Origin of the sequence: Bartonella vinsonii subsp. vinsonii, assembly GCF_902825235.1 — a bacterium.
GTDB classification, from domain to species: domain Bacteria; phylum Pseudomonadota; class Alphaproteobacteria; order Rhizobiales; family Rhizobiaceae; genus Bartonella; species Bartonella vinsonii.
Genome location: NZ_CADEAJ010000001.1, coordinates 456,586 through 476,912 on the forward strand (window position 1 = coordinate 456,586; position 20,327 = coordinate 476,912).

Annotated in this window: 14 protein-coding genes; 8 read left to right on the forward strand and 6 right to left on the reverse strand. The window is 42.0% G+C overall.

All coding sequences use genetic code 11. From position 1 onward, the window contains the following. Positions 1-2: 2 nt before the first annotated feature. Complete coding sequence (locus J7R12_RS01900) at positions 3-2,006, forward strand: MacB family efflux pump subunit (protein WP_126601932.1); 2,004 nt, start codon at positions 3-5, stop codon at positions 2,004-2,006. 108 nt (positions 2,007-2,114) lie between these two features. On the opposite strand, the gene J7R12_RS01905 is transcribed toward J7R12_RS01900, so the two are convergent. The 5 genes from J7R12_RS01905 to J7R12_RS01925 all read right to left on the reverse strand — a co-directional run bounded on the left by J7R12_RS01905 (position 2,115) and on the right by J7R12_RS01925 (position 8,389). After that, a complete protein-coding gene (locus tag J7R12_RS01905; RefSeq protein ID WP_126601931.1) occupies positions 2,115-2,789 on the reverse strand; it encodes a YdcF family protein in 675 nt (224 codons plus the stop codon). A gap of 3 nt (positions 2,790-2,792) precedes the next feature. Then, on the reverse strand, positions 2,793-3,746 hold the full coding sequence (locus tag J7R12_RS01910; RefSeq protein ID WP_126601929.1) for a cell division protein FtsX: 954 nt from the start codon (positions 3,744-3,746) through the stop codon (positions 2,793-2,795). Further along, positions 3,739-4,398: a cell division ATP-binding protein FtsE gene (ftsE, locus tag J7R12_RS01915; protein WP_010705829.1), complete on the reverse strand. Its 660-nt coding sequence runs from the start codon at positions 4,396-4,398 to the stop codon at positions 3,739-3,741. Before ftsE ends, J7R12_RS01910 begins: the two co-directional genes overlap by 8 nt. A 412-nt stretch (positions 4,399-4,810) precedes the next feature. Further along, positions 4,811-6,769 carry an acetate--CoA ligase gene (gene acs, locus J7R12_RS01920; RefSeq protein ID WP_126601927.1) on the reverse strand — a complete coding sequence of 653 codons (1,959 nt, stop codon included), beginning with the start codon at positions 6,767-6,769 and terminating at the stop codon, positions 4,811-4,813. Positions 6,770-7,693: 924 nt separating this feature from the next. Then, positions 7,694-8,389, reverse strand: a complete 696-nt coding sequence (locus J7R12_RS01925) for a YggS family pyridoxal phosphate-dependent enzyme (RefSeq protein ID WP_126601925.1) — start codon at positions 8,387-8,389, stop codon at positions 7,694-7,696. Positions 8,390-8,566: 177 nt separating this feature from the next. Between J7R12_RS01925 and leuS the strand changes: the two genes are divergently transcribed. Both leuS and lptE read left to right on the forward strand, forming a co-directional pair. Beyond that, on the forward strand, positions 8,567-11,209 hold the full coding sequence (leuS, locus tag J7R12_RS01930; protein WP_126603993.1) for a leucine--tRNA ligase: 2,643 nt from the start codon (positions 8,567-8,569) through the stop codon (positions 11,207-11,209). Further along, a complete protein-coding gene (lptE, locus tag J7R12_RS01935) occupies positions 11,196-11,786 on the forward strand; it encodes an LPS assembly lipoprotein LptE (RefSeq protein ID WP_126601923.1) in 591 nt (196 codons plus the stop codon). The genes leuS and lptE overlap by 14 nt, the downstream gene beginning before the upstream one ends. Here lptE and fsa read toward each other — a convergent pair. Next, positions 11,783-12,436, reverse strand: a complete 654-nt coding sequence (gene fsa, locus J7R12_RS01940; protein ID WP_126601921.1) for a fructose-6-phosphate aldolase — start codon at positions 12,434-12,436, stop codon at positions 11,783-11,785. The genes lptE and fsa overlap by 4 nt on opposite strands. A gap of 474 nt (positions 12,437-12,910) precedes the next feature. Between fsa and J7R12_RS01945 the strand changes: the two genes are divergently transcribed. The 5 genes from J7R12_RS01945 (at position 12,911) to atpD (ending at position 20,321) form a co-directional block, all read left to right on the forward strand. After that, positions 12,911-15,133 carry a primosomal protein N' gene (locus J7R12_RS01945; protein ID WP_126601919.1) on the forward strand — a complete coding sequence of 741 codons (2,223 nt, stop codon included), beginning with the start codon at positions 12,911-12,913 and terminating at the stop codon, positions 15,131-15,133. Between the two features lie 500 nt (positions 15,134-15,633). Then, entirely contained in the window at positions 15,634-16,218 is a 585-nt protein-coding gene (gene atpH / locus J7R12_RS01950) for an ATP synthase F1 subunit delta (RefSeq protein ID WP_126601917.1), read from the forward strand. Beyond that, positions 16,218-17,753 carry a F0F1 ATP synthase subunit alpha gene (gene atpA / locus J7R12_RS01955; RefSeq protein ID WP_126601915.1) on the forward strand — a complete coding sequence of 512 codons (1,536 nt, stop codon included), beginning with the start codon at positions 16,218-16,220 and terminating at the stop codon, positions 17,751-17,753. Before atpH ends, atpA begins: the two co-directional genes overlap by 1 nt. 20 nt (positions 17,754-17,773) lie before the next feature. Continuing rightward, positions 17,774-18,685, forward strand: coding sequence for a F0F1 ATP synthase subunit gamma (locus J7R12_RS01960; protein WP_126601913.1), 912 nt, complete (start codon positions 17,774-17,776; stop codon positions 18,683-18,685). Between the two features lie 19 nt (positions 18,686-18,704). After that, the gene (atpD, locus tag J7R12_RS01965) at positions 18,705-20,321 is read left to right on the forward strand and encodes a F0F1 ATP synthase subunit beta (RefSeq protein WP_126601911.1); all 1,617 of its coding nucleotides are present in this window, start codon (positions 18,705-18,707) and stop codon (positions 20,319-20,321) included. The last annotated feature ends 6 nt before the right edge of the window (positions 20,322-20,327 follow it).

The window sequence follows — 20,327 nt, forward strand, 5'->3', positions numbered from 1 at the left end:
GCATGAAAGCAGACAAAGCAGATGCTGTCTTCGTTTTGGAAAATATCGTGCGCAAATTTCCTGCAGGGGAAACATTTGTCACTGTTTTGAAGGGCATTAATCTCACGATTAAACGCGGTGAAATGGTAGCGATTGTGGGCGCTTCCGGTTCAGGAAAATCCACGTTGATGAATATTCTAGGCTGTCTTGATCGGCCAAGTTCTGGTCGTTATTGGATTTCTGGGAAAGAAATAGCCTCCCTTTCTGCTGATGAATTGTCGGCTTTGCGGCGTAATCATTTTGGATTTATTTTCCAGCGCTATCATTTGTTGAATGAATTAACAGCTTTGGGCAATGTTGAAATTCCTGCTATTTATGCAGGTTGTCCTGTGGCAACAAGAAAACAACGTGCACAAGACCTTTTAACACGTTTAGGGATGGGGGATCGGGTAAATCATCGTCCAAATCAGCTTTCGGGTGGTCAGCAACAACGGGTCTCTATTGCGCGTGCTCTCATGAATAATGCAGAGGTTATTCTTGCTGATGAACCAACGGGTGCATTAGATAAACAAAGTGGCCAAGAAGTGTTGCGTATTTTGGATGAGCTTCATCAAGAAGGGCGCACCATTATTATTGTAACCCATGATATGCAGGTGGCTGAAAGAGCAGATCGTATTATCGAAATCAGTGATGGAGAAATTATTGCCGATCATGTGACAAAGGGTGCAAAAACGAAAGCGGTGGATGAAAAAACAAAAACCGGTGTTCAATATGGAGAAAAAAGTCTCGAAGACAAACAACAGCTCGGTTTTTTGCATTCTTTTTTCGAGCGTTTCCGTGAGGCATTTATTATGGCATTGTTAGCTATGAATTCCCATAGGATGCGAACTTTTTTAACAATGCTTGGGGTGATTATTGGTATTGGTGCCATTATTGCAATGGTCGCTTTGGGAAATGGGACACGAGAGAAAATCCTAGAAAATTTTAAAAGTTTAGGATCTAATACATTAACAATTTTGCCTGGGAAAAGCTTTTCTGATCCACAAGCAGAGAAAATAACAAGTCTTGTTGAAGCTGATGCAGAAGCGCTCTCTGGTTTGCCTTATGTTTCTGGTGTAACACCTCAGATTTCAACAAGCGCGAAGGTGCGTTTCGGTGCTGTTGAAGTCAATGCCGTTATTATGGGGGTAGGAGAACAGTTCTTTCAGACACAGGGGCTTAAGGCTGTCAAAGGGCAGTTATTTGATCAGAAAAGTGTGCATGAGAGAGCGGTGGATCTCGTGGTTGAAAAAGAAGCATTGTCTATTCTTTTTCCTCATAGCCATGAAAACCCACTTGGGAAAGTGGTGCATGTAGGTAAAGTTCCAGCGCGTATTATTGGTGTTGTGGATCCGCAAAATAAAGCAAATGATGGTGTATCAAATACGATACAGGTTTATTTGCCTTATACAACTGTACAAACACGTTTTCTTGGAACAACGCAGGTTCGTGCCATTACAGTTAAGATTGATGATAATGTAGATGCACATTTGGCAGAGACCATGGTAAAGCGCTTTCTCACAATGCGGCATGGTGAAGAAGATTTTTTCATTAGAAATTCAGAATTCTTTCGTGAACGTATCATGGAGAGTACACATATTTTAACACTGTTAGTTTCTTCCATTGCAGCTATTTCACTGATTGTGGGGGGGATTGGGGTGATGAATATTATGCTGGTTACGGTTTCAGAGCGGATTAATGAAATTGGTGTGCGTATGGCGGTTGGCGCGCGTCAGAGTGATATTTTGCAGCAATTTCTCATTGAAGCGATTTTGGTTTGTGTCATTGGTGGTGGTTTGGGAATCCTGTTTGGATTCTCCATCGGTGGTTTGTTTTTGCTCTTTAAGGCACCTATTCACCTGATTTATACGATTGATTCCATCATCTTGTCCCTTACTTTTTCGACCCTCATTGGGATATGTTTTGGCTTTTCACCAGCTAGACAAGCTTCACGGCTTGATCCTGTTGTTGCTCTCTCACGCGATTAGGCTATATCAATTGCTAGGGTTATGATTTTTTCGTGTGTTCATACTGGATGAATATGTCTTACGGTATGAAGAGCCTTGAAAGACTTTGAGAAAATCAATGTGTAAAGCTTAGAATACAGTTCTTATGTATACTTGGATTGTTTTGATGTATTGAAATATAAGAATGCGTATTTGATTGATCTGTTGTATCGTGCTTTCATTGTTGTTCTTTTTAACAGGATAAGCAATAAAATTGATCTCCGGCATTAAATATTGAAGCTCACGCAAAGAGCGCCACATGTGATAGTCATGGGTGACGATATAAAGTGTTTTATAGTGATGTTTTTTAATCCAAGCTGCGCTTTCTTTGGCATTTCCTTTTGTGTTCGTTGCTTTATGTCCAAGGTCAATGCAACAGGAAAAAAGTTGGGGTGTCATATGCGTGCTGTGCATCAAACTCTTCAGGTTGGTTGTTGTGTTTACTCCACTGATTAAAAGCCGTGAACCAAGCCCTTTTTTGAGGAGGCTTAACCCTGCTTCTATTCGGTTTTCTCCCCCTGTCAGAACAATAATTGCATCTGCTTTTGGCAAAGGATTTGGGGGTTGAAGCTGCTCGGTTTTTTCAGCAAAAAGTATGAAACCAATACAAAAGAGGAGAACGATTATTAAAAGAGAAAGTGCTGTCGGTGGAAAATAGCGAAACAAGCAGCGTAGAGACCATAGATTGCCTCTGGTATGTTTTTGAACAGAATGCTCTGGATTGCATTGTATGAGTGGTTTGGAATTGTATAGGTTTTGGGTCATAAATTAAAATAAGCCGTTTTCACATTGATCAATTTTTTTAAGTTGTGCCAAAATAGTCATACGGTTTGTAAGCATGGTAAGAAGAGAAACAAAAAAAATAAGACCAATGATTTTTCCATAGGGGATGGAACTTATGGAAAGATGTCCAAACATAGCGGTGATTTGGCTGGTTTCCACTCTCCCTAGGTTATAGTTTGTCCAAACGATAAAAGCAGCAAACAGAAATGTGCTTGTGGCACCACCGTATAATGCACCACGCAGTGCAGTTTTAAAAAAATGCCAGTCAAATTGTCGTGCAATAAAAAGCGTCTCAGTTCCAAGAAAGTATAAGACATTGATAATATGTGCATTCTCTGCCAATGCATTGCGTGTAGAAAAAATAACCGTGAGTATCAGTGAGCTTAAAACCAGCATTAAAATTGAAAAACCAATGAAAACAGTTGTATGTGCCATTGTTGTAAAACGGTCCACCCAAACACGGTGATCATCAAATTGGCCTCCTGGAATTTGTGTTTTGATGGCGTGATTAATGGCGTGAAAGTCGATTGCTTCTTTCTCGTTTAGTGTGACAATGATAAGGCGGGGGAGGGGCAATTCATTGAGGCTTAAACCCGTACCAAGCCATGGTTCGAGCAATTTTTCGGTGGCTGTTTGGTCAACAATTTTGGCATCTTGCACACCCTGAAATGTTTTAACCAATTTAACTGCGTCATAAAGAGCTTTTTCGATATCAACATTTTCAATAGGACGTATTTGAATCGTTGCTTCATAGCTAATTTGATTGCTCCAACTTTTCGCAGCACGCTGTACGAGATCAACTCCGATTAATGTAAGGCTGGAGAGAAAGGTCATAATAGCAATCACTGTGACCAGTGCTCGACCAGAAATGTTGCCGTTTGGAATAATCGGAGTTGTATTTTTTTGATTGCTCGTAAAAATTGGCAAAGACTTATTCATGAATTGTCATCCGTCCATTATGGAGAAGCATACGCCGCGCTGCGACCTGTTCCATTAGTGCGATATCATGGGTAGCAATGATGACAGCTGTTCCAAAACGATTTAATTCAATAAACAAGCGGAGCAGGCGTTTTGCCAAAGGTGGATCAACATTTCCTGTTGGTTCATCAGCCAAAAGAATTTCAGGTTGGTCAATGAGTGCACGGGCAATCGCTACCCTTTGTTTCTCTCCACCGGAAAGAACGGGGGGTAAAACATGAATATGATCTCCAAGACCTACCCAACAGAGAAGATCTTCCACTTCACTGCGATAGGTTGCTTCTTCTTGTCCCTTAATGCGCAAGGGTAAAGAGACATTTTCATAAGTTGTCATATGATCAAGCAGACGAAAATCTTGAAAAACAACACCTATACGTTGTCTTAATGCAGGAAGCTCTTGTCGTTTGAGTAATGCGGTATCGTTTCCAAAGAGATCAATATGGCCGCGGGTTGGTTTGAGTGCTAAAAACATCAGACGCATCAACGACGTCTTACCAGCTCCAGAGGCGCCTGTGAGAAATTGAAATGATCCGGCAGGAATATGAAAGCTAATATCACGAAGGACCTCAGGGCCCATTCCGTAGCGCAGACCAACGTTTTCAAAATGAATCACTTTTTGTTACCACTTCTGTTTTTATAGTGCATCATTGTTAGGACTTTTGCTTTCATTGCTTTAGGCTTCTGATTGTGTTCATACTTTACTGTTTTCAATATTTTCTTTCATCGCTTTCAGTTTGTTGTTGAGAAATATTGTTTGTAAGAATACAATCAATTGTTACCTTTCCTTATATTTTACCCTTATTTATGATTTTAGCAGGAATTCCAAGGTGTTTCTAGCAGAAACATAAAGGCCAACACGCTCGTTTTTTGACGCAGCGGTAGTTTTTCATGTCTGGTGGTTGGCAAAGGTTACTTTTTCAGAGAGATTGGCTAGCTTCGTGTGATGTTTTCCTTTTACCGGTGACTTTAGAAAGAATGTCAAGTTCATTTTAGAGAAAAGCTAAAGTCACCGTTCTTGTTTGGTATTAAGCTGCAAACTCTTTATGTTGCCGGTTAGCAATCAGATCTTCAACGACTTGTGGTTCGGCTAGGGTTGAAATATCTCCCAAATTATCAAGATTATTTTCAGCGATTTTTCGCAAAATACGTCTCATAATTTTCCCTGAGCGTGTTTTTGGCAATTGAGGGGCAAATTGAATTTTATCCAAAATGGCAATAGAACCAATTTCCTTTCTGACATGGCGAATAAGGTCTTTTTGCAACTCTTCACTAGTGGGTGTCCCTTCCATTAAGGTGACAAAACTGTAAATGCCCTGTCCTTTAATGGGATGAGGATAACCGACAATAGCAGCTTCTGAAACGGCGGGATGAGAAACAAGCGCTGATTCAATTTCAGCAGTTCCTAACCTGTGTCCAGAGACATTGAGAATGTCATCAACACGTCCTGTAATCCAATAATAACCATCACTATCGCGTTTACAGCCATCGCCTGTGAAATATTTTCCTTTATATGTCGAAAAATAGGTTTCAATAAAGCGCTCATGGTCGTTGTAAAGTGTACGCATTTGACCTGGCCATGAGTCAATAATACAGAGGTTTCCTTCTGCTTCACCTTCCAAAATATTTCCTTGCGCGTCTACAATTTGAGGTTGAACACCAAAGAATGGACGTGTTGCCGAGCCCGCTTTAAGTTGTGTCGCACCGGGTAAGGGGGTGATCATATGCCCTCCCGTTTCTGTTTGCCACCAAGTGTCGAGAATGGGACAACGGTCATTTCCGACCGTATGATAAAACCATTCCCATGCTTCTGGATTAATCGGTTCGCCTACCGTGCCTAAAAGGCGCAAAGATGTTCTTTTAGAGTGTTCAACAAAGGAATTTCCTGCTCCCATTAATGCACGAATAGCCGTTGGTGCGGTATAGAGCGTATTTACTTTATGTTTATCGACAATTTCCCAAAATCTGCCTTTGTCTGGAAAGGTTGGTGTCCCTTCAAACATTAAAGTGGTGGCACCATTGCACAGAGGTCCATAAATCAAATAAGAATGCCCTGTAATCCAGCCAATATCGGCAGTACTCCAGTAAATTTCATCAGGATGATAATCAAAAACATATTGATGTGTCATCGATACATATACAAGATAGCCTGCGGTTGTATGCAACACACCTTTTGGTTTGCCTGTTGAACCGGAGGTGTAAAGAATGAAAAGCGGGTCTTCAGCGTTCATGTGTTCGGCTGGACAGCTTGTTTTGGCATGGGAGACTTCTTCATGATACCAGAAATCACGCCCTTCTACCCAATGAATGGGTTTACTGGTACGCTGGATAACCATGACTTGATCTACATCGACATGTTGGCGTGCTGCAATCTCAATGGCATGATCAACATTGTCTTTTAAGTTAATCTGTTTTCCTCCACGCAAGCCTTGATCCGCGGTAATGATGAAAGTCGATTCACAGTCAACAAGACGTCCTGCTATGGCTTCAGCAGAAAAACCAGCAAAAATAACCGAATGAATAGCACCAATGCGGGCACAAGCAAGCATGGCATAGGCTGCTTCGGGAATCATCGGTAAGTAAATGGTCACCTTGTCGCCTTTTTTAACACCATGATTCTTCAAAATATTCGCAAAGCGACAGACATGTTCATAGAGTGCGTTATAGGTTATTTTTTTATCATGATAAGGATTATCTCCTTCCCAAATCAGCGCGATTTTTTCACCATGGGTTTTTAAATGGCGGTCAATGCAATTATAGGCCACATTTGTTATCCCATCCTCGTACCAGCGAATGGAGACATCATCATTAAAAGAAGTGTTTTTTACTTTCGTATAAGGTTTAAACCATTCAATACGTTGACCATGTTTTGCCCAGAAGCTTTCTGGATCATTGATACTCTCTCGATACCATTGTTGATAGGTCTCTTCATCAATCAGAGCATTTTTTTTAATATTCTCTTGTATTGGATAAATTTTTACAGTCATAAGTCCCCTCTTATCATTTTTTGTTTGGAAAAATCAGCCGCTAACCTTTTGTATTTTTGGCATAATTTTTCTAAAAAGATTTCCATTTAAGGAAAAGAATATTGAGGTTAGACTATTTTACAAATATTGGAATAGTCAATTTTAAAAATCTGATGCAATACTATTAAAAAGAGCATGTTTTTATGCTGTATCATTTGTAAAGCCATCCCTGAAGCGCGGATATTGCCATGCTACAGGTTTATTACTTCTGTGCTTGGTAATACACTATTGACGGATGATGTCGGTGGAGGGAATTAAGAGCAAGGAGAGATGTTTCTTGAAACCTACAGAAGGTAAAAAAGAATTAAAAAGCTAAAATGAATTTTTTGCTTATTTTTTAGGGAAAGGGAAAAGTTAAGGGAGCTATCCGATTCAGCACATTCTAACATATCCTCTTTTAAAGCATTGCTATAGCATATTGGATAATTTATTGCTTTGAATGTTTTCGTGTTGCTCTCTTTTGTTAAAAAAGAGGAAATCCCTTAAGAATTAATATAAACCAAAATACCTACATAAACTATCGGAAATAAAGAATACAATACCTACTGATAATCCTGTTATTATAGCTACTTTTCAGTCCCAACCACCGAATACTTTAGCAGTAGTAGCAAGTATAGGGACCATTATAATTATCATGCAAAACAACCTTATAATTTTATAAAGAATGTCCATTATAGTAAAATCCTGATCATAATATGTTAATATAATAGATATCTCTGAAAACTATATATTTATAAAATTACTAATTTCAGAAATATTTTTTAAGCTATTTTTTATAAATTAGAACCAACATTCCCAAGCTTTTTCTCCTTCGTGTGCAATGCACTGTTATCATTTTCTTATGAAAGATGAGTTCTTTTTCGCAGCATTGTTCTTGCAGTGTTGTTATTGGTAAGGCGGTGAGACTGGGCGTTGTCCAAATAGAGCAGAGCCAATACGAAGAATATTAGAGCCAAATTGTAGAGCGGTTTTAAAGTCATTGGACATGCCCATTGAAAGCTTTGGAAGACCGGCTTTCTTGGCTAGTTTTGCTAACAGCGCGAAATAGGGACCGGGGTTTTCTTGTACTGGTGGAATGGCCATAAGACCGATAATATCAAGTCCGTAGTAATTTTTGCAATGAGCAACAAAAGGAACCACTTCTTGTGGTGCAAGTCCACTTTTTTGCGGTTCTAAGCCAATATTGACTTGAACATAGCAGGGGAGGTGCTTTTTTTGTTTTTGCATTTCTTCAGCCAAGCTCTTGGCTATTTTTTCGCGGTCAACCGTTTGAATGACATCAAAGATTTTAACAGCTTCTGCTGTTTTATTTGATTGTAAAGGGCCGATGAGGTGTAGTTCAATTTTTTCAAACTGTTGGCGCAGGTGAGGCCATTTTTCAGCAGCTTCTTGTACGCGGTTTTCTGCGAAAAGACGCTGTCCTGCTTGCAAAAGGGGGCGTATGTTGTCTGCTGGGACAGTTTTTGAAACAGCGATAAGTTGGACGTCTTCTATGGAGCGGTTATAGTCCTCACATGTTTTAGCAATGTCTTTTTGAAGATTTTTCCATGCTTCAATGGAGGGGTGCTGTTTTGTGCTCATAAGTTGTATTCTTTCTGTTTTTATTGAGAGACGAGATAATTCTTTATAGTAATTGCTTATCAGAGCTTTGTAAGATACTTAATAAAATATTGGTTGAAAATATTGACGATGGAGTTAATCCATGGTGAAGCATAAAAACAAGTTTTTTAGTTCAATTTTATAAAGAGTATAATGACAATGACAATTGAACGTTCTCATTTAAGCGAACGCTATAATCCACGTGCACGCGAACAAAAATGGCAAGCGATTTGGGATGAAAAAAAGATTTTTCAAACCGTTCAAGAAGATTGCCGTGAAAAATATTATGTTTTAGAGATGTTCCCTTATCCTTCTGGGCGCATTCATATGGGGCATGTGCGTAATTATACCATGGGGGATGTTGTTGCGCGCTATAAACGTGCAAAAGGGTTTAATGTGCTTCACCCCATGGGGTGGGATGCTTTTGGTATGCCGGCTGAAAATGCTGCACTGCAAAATAAAATTCACCCCAAAACTTGGACTTATCAAAATATTGCGGTAATGCGTGGGCAATTACAAAAATTAGGGCTTTCATTGGATTGGTCGCGCGAATTTGCTACTTGTGATGTGGATTATTACCACCGCCAACAAATGTTGTTTCTTGATCTTTACCAGAAGGGATTGGTGACGCGTAAAGTTGCTAAGATCAATTGGGACCCTGTTGATCAGACTGTTTTGGCAAATGAACAGGTTGTTGATGGGCGGGGATGGCGTTCTGGCGCGTTGGTTGAACAGCGCGAATTGACGCAGTGGTTTTTTAAAATTAGTGATTTTAGTGAAGATCTTTTGGCTGGACTTGAGAAGCTTGAGCAGTGGCCGGAAAAAGTCCGCACTATGCAAAAAAATTGGATTGGGAAGTCACAAGGCTTACTCATTCGTTGGGCTTTAAAGTCAACAGAGACTGCTGGTGAGGATTGTGAGACTTTGAAGGAAGTTGTCTGTTATTCAACACGTCCTGACACGCTTTTTGGTGCTTCTTTTTTGGCGCTCTCTGTTGATCATCCCATTGCACAAGTTCTTGCGCAGAAGGATAAAGCGCTTAGCGCTTTTATTGAAGAGTGTCGGTGTGGTGGGACGACAACCGCAGCACTTGAGACAGCGGAAAAACAAGGTTTCCTGACACCTCTTTTGGCGGTTCATCCCTTTGAACCAACGGTGCATATTCCTGTTTATATCGCTAATTTTGTGCTTATGGATTATGGGACAGGAGCTGTTTTTGGGTGTCCTGCTCATGATCAGAGAGATTTGGATTTTGCTCGTAAATATAATCTCCCTGTGCAGCCCGTGGTTTTGCCAAAGGGGGTAAATCCAGAAGATTTTGTGGTTGAAGAAACGGCTTATACGGGCGATGGTGTGATGATCAATTCAGATTTTTTGAATGGTTTGACACCGCAGCAAGCTTTTGAAGCCGCAGCTAAAAGGCTTGAGGAGCAAATGCTTTATGGTCAACCACAAGGGCGAAAAACCGTGCAATTTCGATTGCGTGATTGGGGGATTTCGCGGCAGCGTTATTGGGGATGTCCGATTCCGATTATCCATTGTGATGTTTGTGGAGTGGTTCCGGTACCGCGCACGGATTTACCTGTTGTATTGCCTGAGGATGTGATTTTTGATCAGCCGGGCAATCCTCTTGATCGCCATAAAGCGTGGCAAGCTGTTGCCTGTCCTGTCTGTGGGAAACAGGCTAGACGTGAAACCGATACTATGGATACATTTGTTGATTCTTCTTGGTATTATGCACGTTTTACCGCTCCTTTTGCGCAAGAACCTGTCGACAAAAATGCGACAACTGAATGGTTGCCTGTACAGCAATATATTGGTGGAATTGAACACGCAATTTTACACCTTCTTTATGCGCGCTTTTTTATGCGTGCTATGAAAATGGTAGGGTATGTGACGGTTGATGAGCCGTTTAAGGGGCTTTTTACCCAAGGAATGGTGGTTCATGAAACCTATCGGGATGATCAGGGATGGGTTTCACCAGAAGAGATTTCCATTGTTGAAAAGGATGGAAAACGTCAAGCTTACAAATTGTCTGATCAAAGTGAAGTGACGATTGGTTTGATTGAAAAAATGTCAAAATCAAAAAAGAATGTCGTTGATCCTGATGATATTATCGCCTCCTATGGAGCCGATACTGTACGCTGGTTTGTGTTGTCGGATTCTCCTCCTGAGCGAGATGTTATTTGGACAGAAGCTGGTGTTGAAGGGGCGCATCGCTTTGTGCAACGTGTTTGGCGCTGTGTGGCTTTGAGTGCTCCAGTGTTAAGAGGAGTTGCACCGTGTGCAGGGCATCAGGGGGCTGCTTTGGAGCTCTCAAAAGTTGCACATCGCACTCTTTGTGCTGTGGAGGATGATTTGGAAAAATTTGCCTTTAATCGCGCCATTGCACGTCTTTATGAGTTCTTGAATATTATGGCACCGTTATTAAATAAAGTAGAAAGTGTTGAAAATGAGATGAAGGCAGCTTTGCGTCAAGCAATGGATTTTTTTCTTGCATTGATTGCGCCTATCATGCCTCATTTAGCGGAGGAGTGTCATGCTGTTTTAGGAGGGAAAGCCTTGATTTCTGAGCTTCCTTGGCCTGTTTATGATCCTGCGTTAACCGTTGAAGAAAGCTATAGTTTGCCGGTACAGATTAATGGTAAAAAACGTGGTGAGGTGATGGTGGCAGCAACAGCAAGTGAAGCGATGATTAAAGAAGCTGTGTTAGCTCTTGATTTTGTCCAAGCGCATCTGGTGGAAAAATCAGTCAAAAAAATGATTATTGTTCCAAAAAGGATTGTAAATGTCGTTGTTTAGAAAATTTATTTTTGTGGGTTTAGCTGGTTTGCTTACGCTTTTGTGTGGGTGCATAGTGGAGCCACTTTATCGTGAAGAATCTCAGATTTCGACGACAATAAGTTCTGTGGATTCCGTTTTTGAGGATTCGTCTGCAAAACCAAAAGCTTTGAGTCTTTCCCAAAAGCTTGCTTCCATTGTTGTTGCAGAACCTTCAGATCGTTTTGGTCAAATGGTGCGCAATCATCTGCTGTTTCTTCTTTATGGAAATGGGCGGAAACCTTCTGCTCCGGCTTATCAATTGGCATTGCAAACATCCACATTCACACGAAATTCTGTACAAATAGAGATGGATCGCGATAGGAAAAGAGAGGGGCGGCCTTCTGTTGGAACCGTGATGGGGAAAGTTTCCTATGTTTTGCAAGATATGAAAAATGTTGTGATTGCCGAAAGCACGGTAAGCATGAGTGCATCTTTTGAACGGCTTCGCCAAGAATATGCAACTTTGCAAGCAGAAGAAGATGCGCAAAAACGTGTGGCTGAAGAATTAGCTGAAGAGATTCTCCTACTGCTTTCAAAAGATCTTTCACATCATTAAGCGATATTTTGTCCGGTTTTTTGCCAATCTTCTAGAAAGATTTGCAGACCTTTATCGGTTAAGGGGTGTTGGACCAGCGCTTTTAAGACTTTTGGTGGGACCGTTGCAACATCCGCACCACTCAAAGCTGCTTCTTTGACATGATTCACGGTGCGGATTGAGGCTGCTAAAATTTGTGTTGCAAAACCGTAGTTGTTGTAGATTGTACGAATTTCATGAAGCAGTTCAATGCCATCCATTCCGCAATCGTCAATTCTACCAATAAAAGGTGAAACAAATGTTGCACCTGCTTTGGCGGCTAAGAGAGCTTGATTGGCGGAAAAACAAAGTGTGAGATTTGTTTTTAATCCCTGTGTTGTAAGGGCTTTAGAGGCTTTTAATCCATCGAGCGTTAGGGGAAGCTTGATGCAAATATTATCAGCAATTTTTGCTAAAACAGCTGCTTCTTTCATCATACTTTCAAATTGAGTTGCTGTAACTTCGGCCGAAACAGGGCCATCGACAAGCGCACAAATTTCTTTTGTAACTTCAAGAATATTGCGTCCCGATTTGAGTATAAGAGAGGGATTGGTGGTAACACCATCAACGAGGCTTAAATTTTGTAATTCTCGGATTTCTTCAATATCCGCACTATCCACAAAAAATTTCATATTCAGCCTCCTTGTTTTTGCGCTTTGTACTTCAAAGCTTCTGATGTTTTTCTCTCTTTTTAGTTATGCGCTCTTGTTTATCGCAAAAGCAAGAGGGAGGATGTATGTTATCCTATGATAAGTTGGAATATAAAAAGGGCAAAAATGGGGGAATGGAGAAAGCACACAATGGGTGAAGCATTTTGTTTGGCTGCTAGCACTTACGGTGTTCTTATGAAATGCTTATAATGATAGAGTTCTATCTGTTGTGGGGGAAAGGCGCTCTTTTTTGTGTTTGAGGGGCATGATGAAGGAATCCTTACTTGCTGGCTGTTGTTGAGAGGGCATGCAATGATAAAGCACGTAAAGGCTTTTTCATAATGACTTTAGAAGAAGCGAGGCTTTAAAAGAAATGCTATTAAAATAGACTGTAGAGGCATTTTTTGTATAAAGGGCTTGTCGTTGGTACAAAAGTAGTTGGTACAAAAGATAAAGATGAGATCAAAGGTGATAGAGGACGTGACAGAGAAAAAGATTGTTTCCGTTTTGGTGCCTCTTCCTGTTTCTCAGGCTTATAGTTATGAAGTTCCCCCTTCACTGGAGTGTGAAGTTGGCTGTTTTGTTCGTGTTCCGGTGATGGGGCGCCAAGTCTGTGGTTTTGTGGTGGATGTTGAAGAGCAGACCACACAAGGTGGGGAAAAAGCTACAGCTGTGGCGCGTAAAAAATTACGCTCTGTCCTTCATGTTTTTGACTGTCCGCTCTTAAAGGCGGAGATGATGACATTTTTGCGTTTTGTAAGCCGCTATACAATGACACCTTTCGGTCTTGTTGCACGATTGGTTTTATGTGTGCCGGCTGCTTTAGAACCCGAAGCACCAATGCTGGGCTTGCGGTATTGTGGAGGAGATGTGGAGCGTCTCACACCAGCACGGTCACGGGTTTTGGCGTTGGCGCGTGATGGTGGGATTTGGACCCGTTCTGGTCTGGCGCATGCGGCAGGAACTTCTGTTTCTGTTGTTGAGGGGTTGAAAGCGCTTGGGGTATTTGAAGATGTTATGGTGCCGGCTCCTGCTCTTGTGGCGTTGCCCAATCCTGATTTTTGTCCCCCTCAGTTGGAAGGAGCGCAGAGTAAGGCCGCACAACTTTTGCGAGAGGGCGTTTTGTCTTCTCAGTTTCAAGTTTTTCTGCTTGAGGGTGTTACTGGATCGGGAAAGACAGAAGTTTATTTTGAGGCGGTTGCGCAGGCACTCACAAATGGCAAGCAAGTTTTGATTTTGTTGCCGGAAATTGCTTTAACACAACAATTTTTAGATCGGTTTCATGCGCGTTTTGGGGCATCCGCAGCGGAGTGGCATTCAGATTTGGCGCCACGGCGTCGGGAACGTGTGTGGCGGCAAGTTGCAGAAGGGCGGGTGCGGGTGGTTGCTGGAGCGCGTTCGGCGCTTTTTCTCCCCTTTCCAGAGCTTGGCTTAATTGTGGTGGATGAAGAACATGATAGTGCTTATAAACAAGAAGAGCGCGTTTTTTATCATGCACGTGATATGGCGGTTGCACGGGGCTCTTTCGAGAATTTTCCTGTAATTTTATCTTCAGCAACACCATCGATTGAAAGCCAAGCAAATGTTTTGTGGGGACGTTATCAACGGGTCAATTTGCCATCACGTTTTAACGCGGCGGCACTTCCACGGTTGCGGGTGGTTGATATGCGTAAAGGAGGAGTGCAAAGGGGACGCTTTATTTCCTCTGTTCTTGAAGGGGCTCTGACAAAAACCATCGAGAAGGGTGAACAGGCGCTGCTTTTTCTCAATCGACGTGGGTATGCGCCTTTGACTTTGTGTCGGGTTTGTGGACATCGTTTTCAGTGTACAGATTGTTCAAGTTGGTTGGTTGAGCATCGTTTACACGGGCAGCTTAAGTGTCATCATTGTGGGTATCATCAGCCAATTCCAGAAGCGTGTCCTGAATGTGGGACTTTAGATCATCTCGTGGCTTGTGGACCGGGAGTGGAAAGAATTGCTGAGGAAACACAAAAACTTTTTCCACAGGCCCGATTATTGATTCTTTCAACTGATCTTAAAGGGGGCATTGGTCAGTTGCGGCGTGAATTGCAAGCGATTGCCAATGGTGAGGTAGACATTATTATTGGTACGCAGCTTGTCGCTAAGGGGCACCATTTTCCTGGGTTGTCGCTGGTTGGAGTGATTGATGCTGATCTTGGTCTTGCCAATGGTGATTTACGGGCGGCGGAGCGCACTTTTCAACTCTTATCTCAGGTCACAGGAAGAGCAGGGCGTATAGGGTTAGAGAGTGTAGGATTATTGCAAACTTATCAACCTGATCATCCCGTGATCCAAGCTTTGCTTTCTCAACAATGTGAGGATTTTTACACGCATGAAATTGCTGCGCGGCAGCATTATCATCTTCCACCTTATGGGCGGCTTGCTTCTTTGATTGTGTCTTCAGAAAAACGCCAAGCGGCGGAACATTATGCGCGGGCGTTGCGCCAAGTGGCTCCACGGGAAAAAAACATCTCTGTTATGGGACCAGCAGAAGCACCATTAGCTCTGATTCGAGGACGTTATCGTTTTCGGCTTTTGCTCCAGGGACAGCGTTCCTTTGATGTACAAGGGTTTATTCGTACGATGCTTGCAAATGCTCCTAAAATGCCATCTTCTGTTCGGGTGCAGATTGATATTGATCCGCAAAGTTTTCTCTGAAAACACTACAAATATAATAAGGTAAGAGAATGGGGGGATTGGCAAGATGCTTGAAGGAGAGAGAATGAAAAGATCTCTTTTCTGCTTTTTAAAGAAGAATAGAGATTCATTATTGTTTGCTTATTCTTTTGAAGCAATGAGGTTTTCTGTAGATGGAGCTTTTCTGATAAGCAGCATTTTGCTTTTGTTATCAGATCATTTGTAAAGTACAGATAAAGAGACTTGAAAAATCTATCAGGAAATGTCAAAAAGAAACGTAAGAAAAACTGTGGTGATAACTTGCATATCTAAAAAACTGTTTTTAAAAATATTTTGAAGATTTTATAGGAAATTTTCAGAAAGCATCGATTTGAAGTGTTGCGAGTCGATTGTGTCTATGCTAGAAACCAAAAAGTTTTTTGTTCCAAATTTTAAGAGGAAGATTCTTAAAATTCGGGGTGTCTGATTTATTTCATCTGATAATTATCAGAGAGTCGCTCAAGGGAAAGAGGCGGTATTTCGTGTCGGATTCATTTTCTCTTATACCGCTGCCATTGGTAGATCAACGCTATGCGCAAGCGCTTTTTGATTCCGTTCAAGAAGCGGGAGTCGTTGAAAAGGTTGAAAAGGCAGCGGCATCTTTTTTACTTGTCTTGGATCAAAATGAAGACTTAAAACGCTTTGTGCAGAGTCCATTCTTTTCGGTAAAAGAGCAGGTTAAAGTGATGCGTTCTGTCTTTGAGTGCATGAAGTTTGATGATAAGAGTGCCGGTCAGATTTTTGGTGACTTTTTGCGCGTTGTCGTAGTAAACCGTCGGCTTGGTGCTTTGTCTGGTATTTTACATGCTTTTCAACGCCGTGTTGCTCTTTTTCGGAGAGAAAATTCGGCGCAGATTGTTTCTGCTCGTCCGTTGAGTTCTCAACAAGAACAAGAATTGCGCGTGGCTTTGGAAGGTGTCGTTGGGGGAAAAATTTTGCTATACACCCTTGTGGATCCAACAATTCTTGGTGGATTGGTCATTCGTGTGGGGTCGTCTCAGATTGATACGTCTCTTGCAACAAAATTATCTTCACTTAAGCTTGCATTGAAAAAAGAGGTCAGTTGATGGATATTAGACCATCTGAAATTTCAAAAATTCTCAAAGAGCAAATCAGAAACTTTGACCAAAAGGCTGAAGTTTCAGAGATTGGTTGGGTTTTGTCTGTGGGAGATGGTATCGCCCGCGTTTACGGTTTGGATAATGTCCAAGCAGGGGAAATGGTTGCCTTTTCAAATGGCGTGCGCGGAATGGCACTGAATTTGGAGATCGATAATGTCGGCGTGGTGATTTTCGGATCAGATCGTGATATTCGTGAAGGTGATACCGTTAAACGGTTAGGTACTATTGTTGATGTTCCTGTCGGTCCTGCACTCCTTGGCCGTGTTGTTGATGCATTGGGAAATCCTATAGACGGTAAGGGCCCCATTAAAGCAACAGAACGTCGTCGTGTGGATGTTAAGGCTCCGGGAATTATTCCACGTCAGTCAGTGTATGAGCCAATGTCTACCGGATTGAAAGCTATTGATGCACTCATTCCTATCGGACGGGGACAGCGTGAATTGGTGATTGGAGATCGGCAAACGGGAAAAACCGCGATTTTGCTCGATGCATTTTTAAATCAAAAGCCATTCCACGAAAAAGGTGCTGGAAAAGACCAAGATAAAGTCTATTGTATCTATGTTGCCATTGGTCAAAAACGTTCAACTGTAGCGCAATTTGTTAAAGTTTTGGAAGAGCGTGGTGCGCTTGAATATTCAATCATTGTTGCAGCTACCGCTTCTGATCCTGCTCCATTGCAATTTATCGCACCTCTTGCCGGATGTGCAATGGGGGAATATTTCCGTGACAATGGTCAACATGCTTTGATTGGATATGATGATCTTTCCAAACAGGCAGTTGCTTATCGCCAAATGTCCCTTTTGCTGCGTCGTCCGCCTGGTCGTGAAGCTTACCCTGGGGATGTCTTCTATCTCCATTCGCGCCTTTTAGAACGGGCTGCAAAGCTCAATGCTGAAAATGGTTCTGGATCTTTGACGGCGTTGCCTGTTATTGAAACACAGGCAAATGACGTTTCTGCTTATATTCCCACCAATGTGATTTCAATCACCGATGGGCAAATTTTTCTGGAAACCAATTTATTCTATCAGGGAATTCGTCCTGCTGTAAATGTTGGTCTTTCTGTATCACGTGTTGGTTCTGCTGCACAGATTAAGGCGATGAAGCAGGTTGCTGGTTCAATCAAAGGTGAATTGGCACAATATCGCGAAATGGCAGCTTTTGCGCAGTTTGGTTCCGATTTGGATGCCTCAACGCAGCGTCTTTTAAATCGTGGAGCGCGTTTGACAGAGTTGTTGAAGCAGCCGCAATTTTCTCCGCTCAAAACGGAAGAACAGGTTGTTGTTATTTTTGCCGGTGTGAATGGTTATCTTGATTCCTTGGCAGTTTCTGATGTTTCTCGATTTGAGCAGGGGCTGTTGACTCTTTTCCGGAGTGATCACCAAGATCTTTTGAAAGCAATAGCAGATCAAAAGCAGATAACCGATGAACTTAAGGAAAAGTTAAACACTGTCCTTAAGAGTTATGCGAAGAATTTTTCGTAATGAATTGATGGAATGCTTGAATGGCGTCGTTGAAGGATCTGAGAGACCGTATCGCCTCGGTTAAGGCAACCCAGAAGATTACAAAAGCTATGCAAATGGTTGCAGCAGCAAGGTTGCACCGTGCGCAAGAGGCAGCTGAATCTGCACGCCCTTATGCCACGCGGATGGCCGCTATTTTAGCCAATGTTGCTGCTGATGTTGATGGAATCGATGCTCCCCCTCTCATGCGTGGGACTGGTCGTGATGATGTGCATCTTTTGGTGGTCTGTACCGCTGAGCGTGGATTGTGTGGTGCTTTTAATGTGCAAATTGCCCGTTGTGCGCGCGAAAAAATTAAGGCACTTCTTGCTGCCGGTAAAATCGTCAAAATTTTGACCGTGGGTAAAAAGGGAGCAGATATTTTATCACGCGATTACAAAGCTTTGATGATTGATCACATTGATTTGCATTCTGTAAAGCGCATTGGTTTTACAGAAGCAGTGATGATTAGCCAGCGGGTTATTGATTTGTTCAATGAGGGTGCATTCGATGTTTGTACGCTCTTTTATTCTGAATTTGTTTCGGTGATCAATCAACGTCCAACTGCTTTTGGTTTGATCCCTATGATTTCTTCCAAAGAGTCTCTTGAAACAAAAGAGACTGTTGAGAAAAATGGTAAAAACGCAGATTTACAATCGATTGTTTATGAATATGAGCCCGATGCAGCTTCTCTTTTAGAGACACTCGTACCGCGCAATCTTTCCGTGCAAATCTTTCGGGCTTTGCTTGAAAATGTTGCGGGTGAAATGGGTGCAAAGATGACAGCTATGGACAATGCATCTCGTAATGCGGGTGAAATGATTAATAAATTGACGGTGGCTTATAATCGTCAGCGTCAGGCACAAATCACAACAGAGTTGATCGAAATTATTGCGGGCGCAGAAGCGCTTTAAACGGAAAAGGTAAGAATTGATGGTAAAAGCAGTGACGTCAAGCAAGGGAGCAGAAAAAGTTACAGAAAAAAAATCAGCTGCTCGTTCAGGCGTGAAAAAAGCCGCCTCAAAATCTCAAACGAGCATGAAGGATGCTTCTGGTTCTATACCTGCTTCTTCTCAAAAAACTACGCGTGCAAGTTCTAAAGAGGTGCGTGGAAAAGGCGCCGTTGGTGAGATTAAACAGGTGATTGGTGCTGTTGTTGATGTGCAGTTTGAAGGTGCATTGCCAAATATTCTCAATGCATTGGAAACAGAGAATTTAGGCAATCGGTTGGTTTTAGAAGTTGCGCAGCATTTGGGTGAAAATACGGTGCGCACAATTGCTATGGATACCACAGATGGGTTGACGCGTGGGCAAAAGGTCTTTGATACAGGAACACAGATCAGTGTGCCTGTTGGGGAAGCAACGCTTGGTCGTATTATGAATGTTATTGGAGAGCCTGTTGATAATGTTGGACCAATTGCAGCAACGAAAATGCGCTCTATTCACCAAGATGCTCCTGAATATGTGGAGCAATCAACCGAGTCGGAAATTCTTGTCACGGGTATTAAGGTTGTTGATTTGTTAGCACCTTATTCTAAGGGTGGAAAGATTGGTTTGTTTGGAGGTGCTGGGGTTGGTAAAACCGTTCTCATTATGGAGCTGATCAACAATATTGCAAAAGCGCATGGAGGTTATTCTGTCTTTGCTGGTGTGGGAGAACGTACCCGTGAAGGAAATGATCTTTATTATGAAATGATCGAAAGCCGTGTGAATGTGAATCCTAAAGAGAATAATGGTTCAACAGAAGGGTCAAAATGTGCGCTGGTTTATGGGCAAATGAATGAACCACCAGGAGCGCGTGCACGTGTTGCTCTTTCCGGATTGACTATTGCAGAAAGCTTCCGTGATGAGGGACAAGATGTTCTTTTCTTCGTGGATAATATTTTCCGTTTTACGCAAGCTGGTGCTGAAGTGTCAGCCCTTTTAGGACGTATTCCTTCTGCTGTGGGATATCAACCAACTTTGGCAACCGATATGGGCGCTTTGCAAGAGCGTATTACCAGTACCAAAACAGGATCTATTACCTCTGTTCAGGCTATTTATGTTCCAGCAGATGACTTGACGGATCCAGCACCCGCAACTTCTTTTGCCCATTTGGATGCGACAACAGTTCTTTCACGTTCTATTGCTGAAAAGGGAATTTATCCAGCAGTTGATCCACTCGATTCTTTCTCGCGTATGTTAGATCCATTGATTGTCGGTGAAGAGCATTATACCGTTGCTTGCCAAGTGCAAACCATTTTACAACGTTATAGAGCGCTCCAAGATATTATTGCTATTCTTGGAATGGATGAACTTTCTGAAGATGATAAGCTGCTGGTGGGGCGGGCGCGTAAAATTGAACGTTTCCTTTCGCAACCTTTCCATGTAGCAGAAGCCTTTACCGGTTCACCTGGAAAACTTGTCTCTTTAGAAGAGACAATCAAAGGTTTTAAAGGGCTTTGTGCTGGTGATTATGACGATTTGCCAGAAGCTGCTTTTTATATGGTGGGTGCGATTGATGAAGCCATTGAAAAAGGAAAGCGTCTCATTGCAGAAGCTTCTTCTTAAGAAGCA

Excerpts from the sequence above, each read along its gene's own strand:
- lptE (WP_126601923.1), top strand. The coding sequence starts at position 11,196 with ATGTCGTTGTTTAGAAAATTTATTTTTGTGGGTTTAGCTGGTTTGCTT.
- atpD (WP_126601911.1), top strand. The coding sequence starts at position 18,705 with ATGGTAAAAGCAGTGACGTCAAGCAAGGGAGCAGAAAAAGTTACAGAA.
- J7R12_RS01960 (WP_126601913.1), top strand. The coding sequence starts at position 17,774 with ATGGCGTCGTTGAAGGATCTGAGAGACCGTATCGCCTCGGTTAAGGCA.
- J7R12_RS01900 (WP_126601932.1), top strand. The coding sequence starts at position 3 with ATGAAAGCAGACAAAGCAGATGCTGTCTTCGTTTTGGAAAATATCGTG.
- acs (WP_126601927.1), bottom strand. The coding sequence starts at position 6,769 with ATGACTGTAAAAATTTATCCAATACAAGAGAATATTAAAAAAAATGCT.
- J7R12_RS01945 (WP_126601919.1), top strand. The coding sequence starts at position 12,911 with ATGAGATCAAAGGTGATAGAGGACGTGACAGAGAAAAAGATTGTTTCC.
- atpA (WP_126601915.1), top strand. The coding sequence starts at position 16,218 with ATGGATATTAGACCATCTGAAATTTCAAAAATTCTCAAAGAGCAAATC.
- fsa (WP_126601921.1), bottom strand. The coding sequence starts at position 12,436 with ATGAAATTTTTTGTGGATAGTGCGGATATTGAAGAAATCCGAGAATTA.
- J7R12_RS01925 (WP_126601925.1), bottom strand. The coding sequence starts at position 8,389 with ATGAGCACAAAACAGCACCCCTCCATTGAAGCATGGAAAAATCTTCAA.
- J7R12_RS01905 (WP_126601931.1), bottom strand. The coding sequence starts at position 2,789 with ATGACCCAAAACCTATACAATTCCAAACCACTCATACAATGCAATCCA.
- J7R12_RS01910 (WP_126601929.1), bottom strand. The coding sequence starts at position 3,746 with ATGAATAAGTCTTTGCCAATTTTTACGAGCAATCAAAAAAATACAACT.
- leuS (WP_126603993.1), top strand. The coding sequence starts at position 8,567 with ATGACAATTGAACGTTCTCATTTAAGCGAACGCTATAATCCACGTGCA.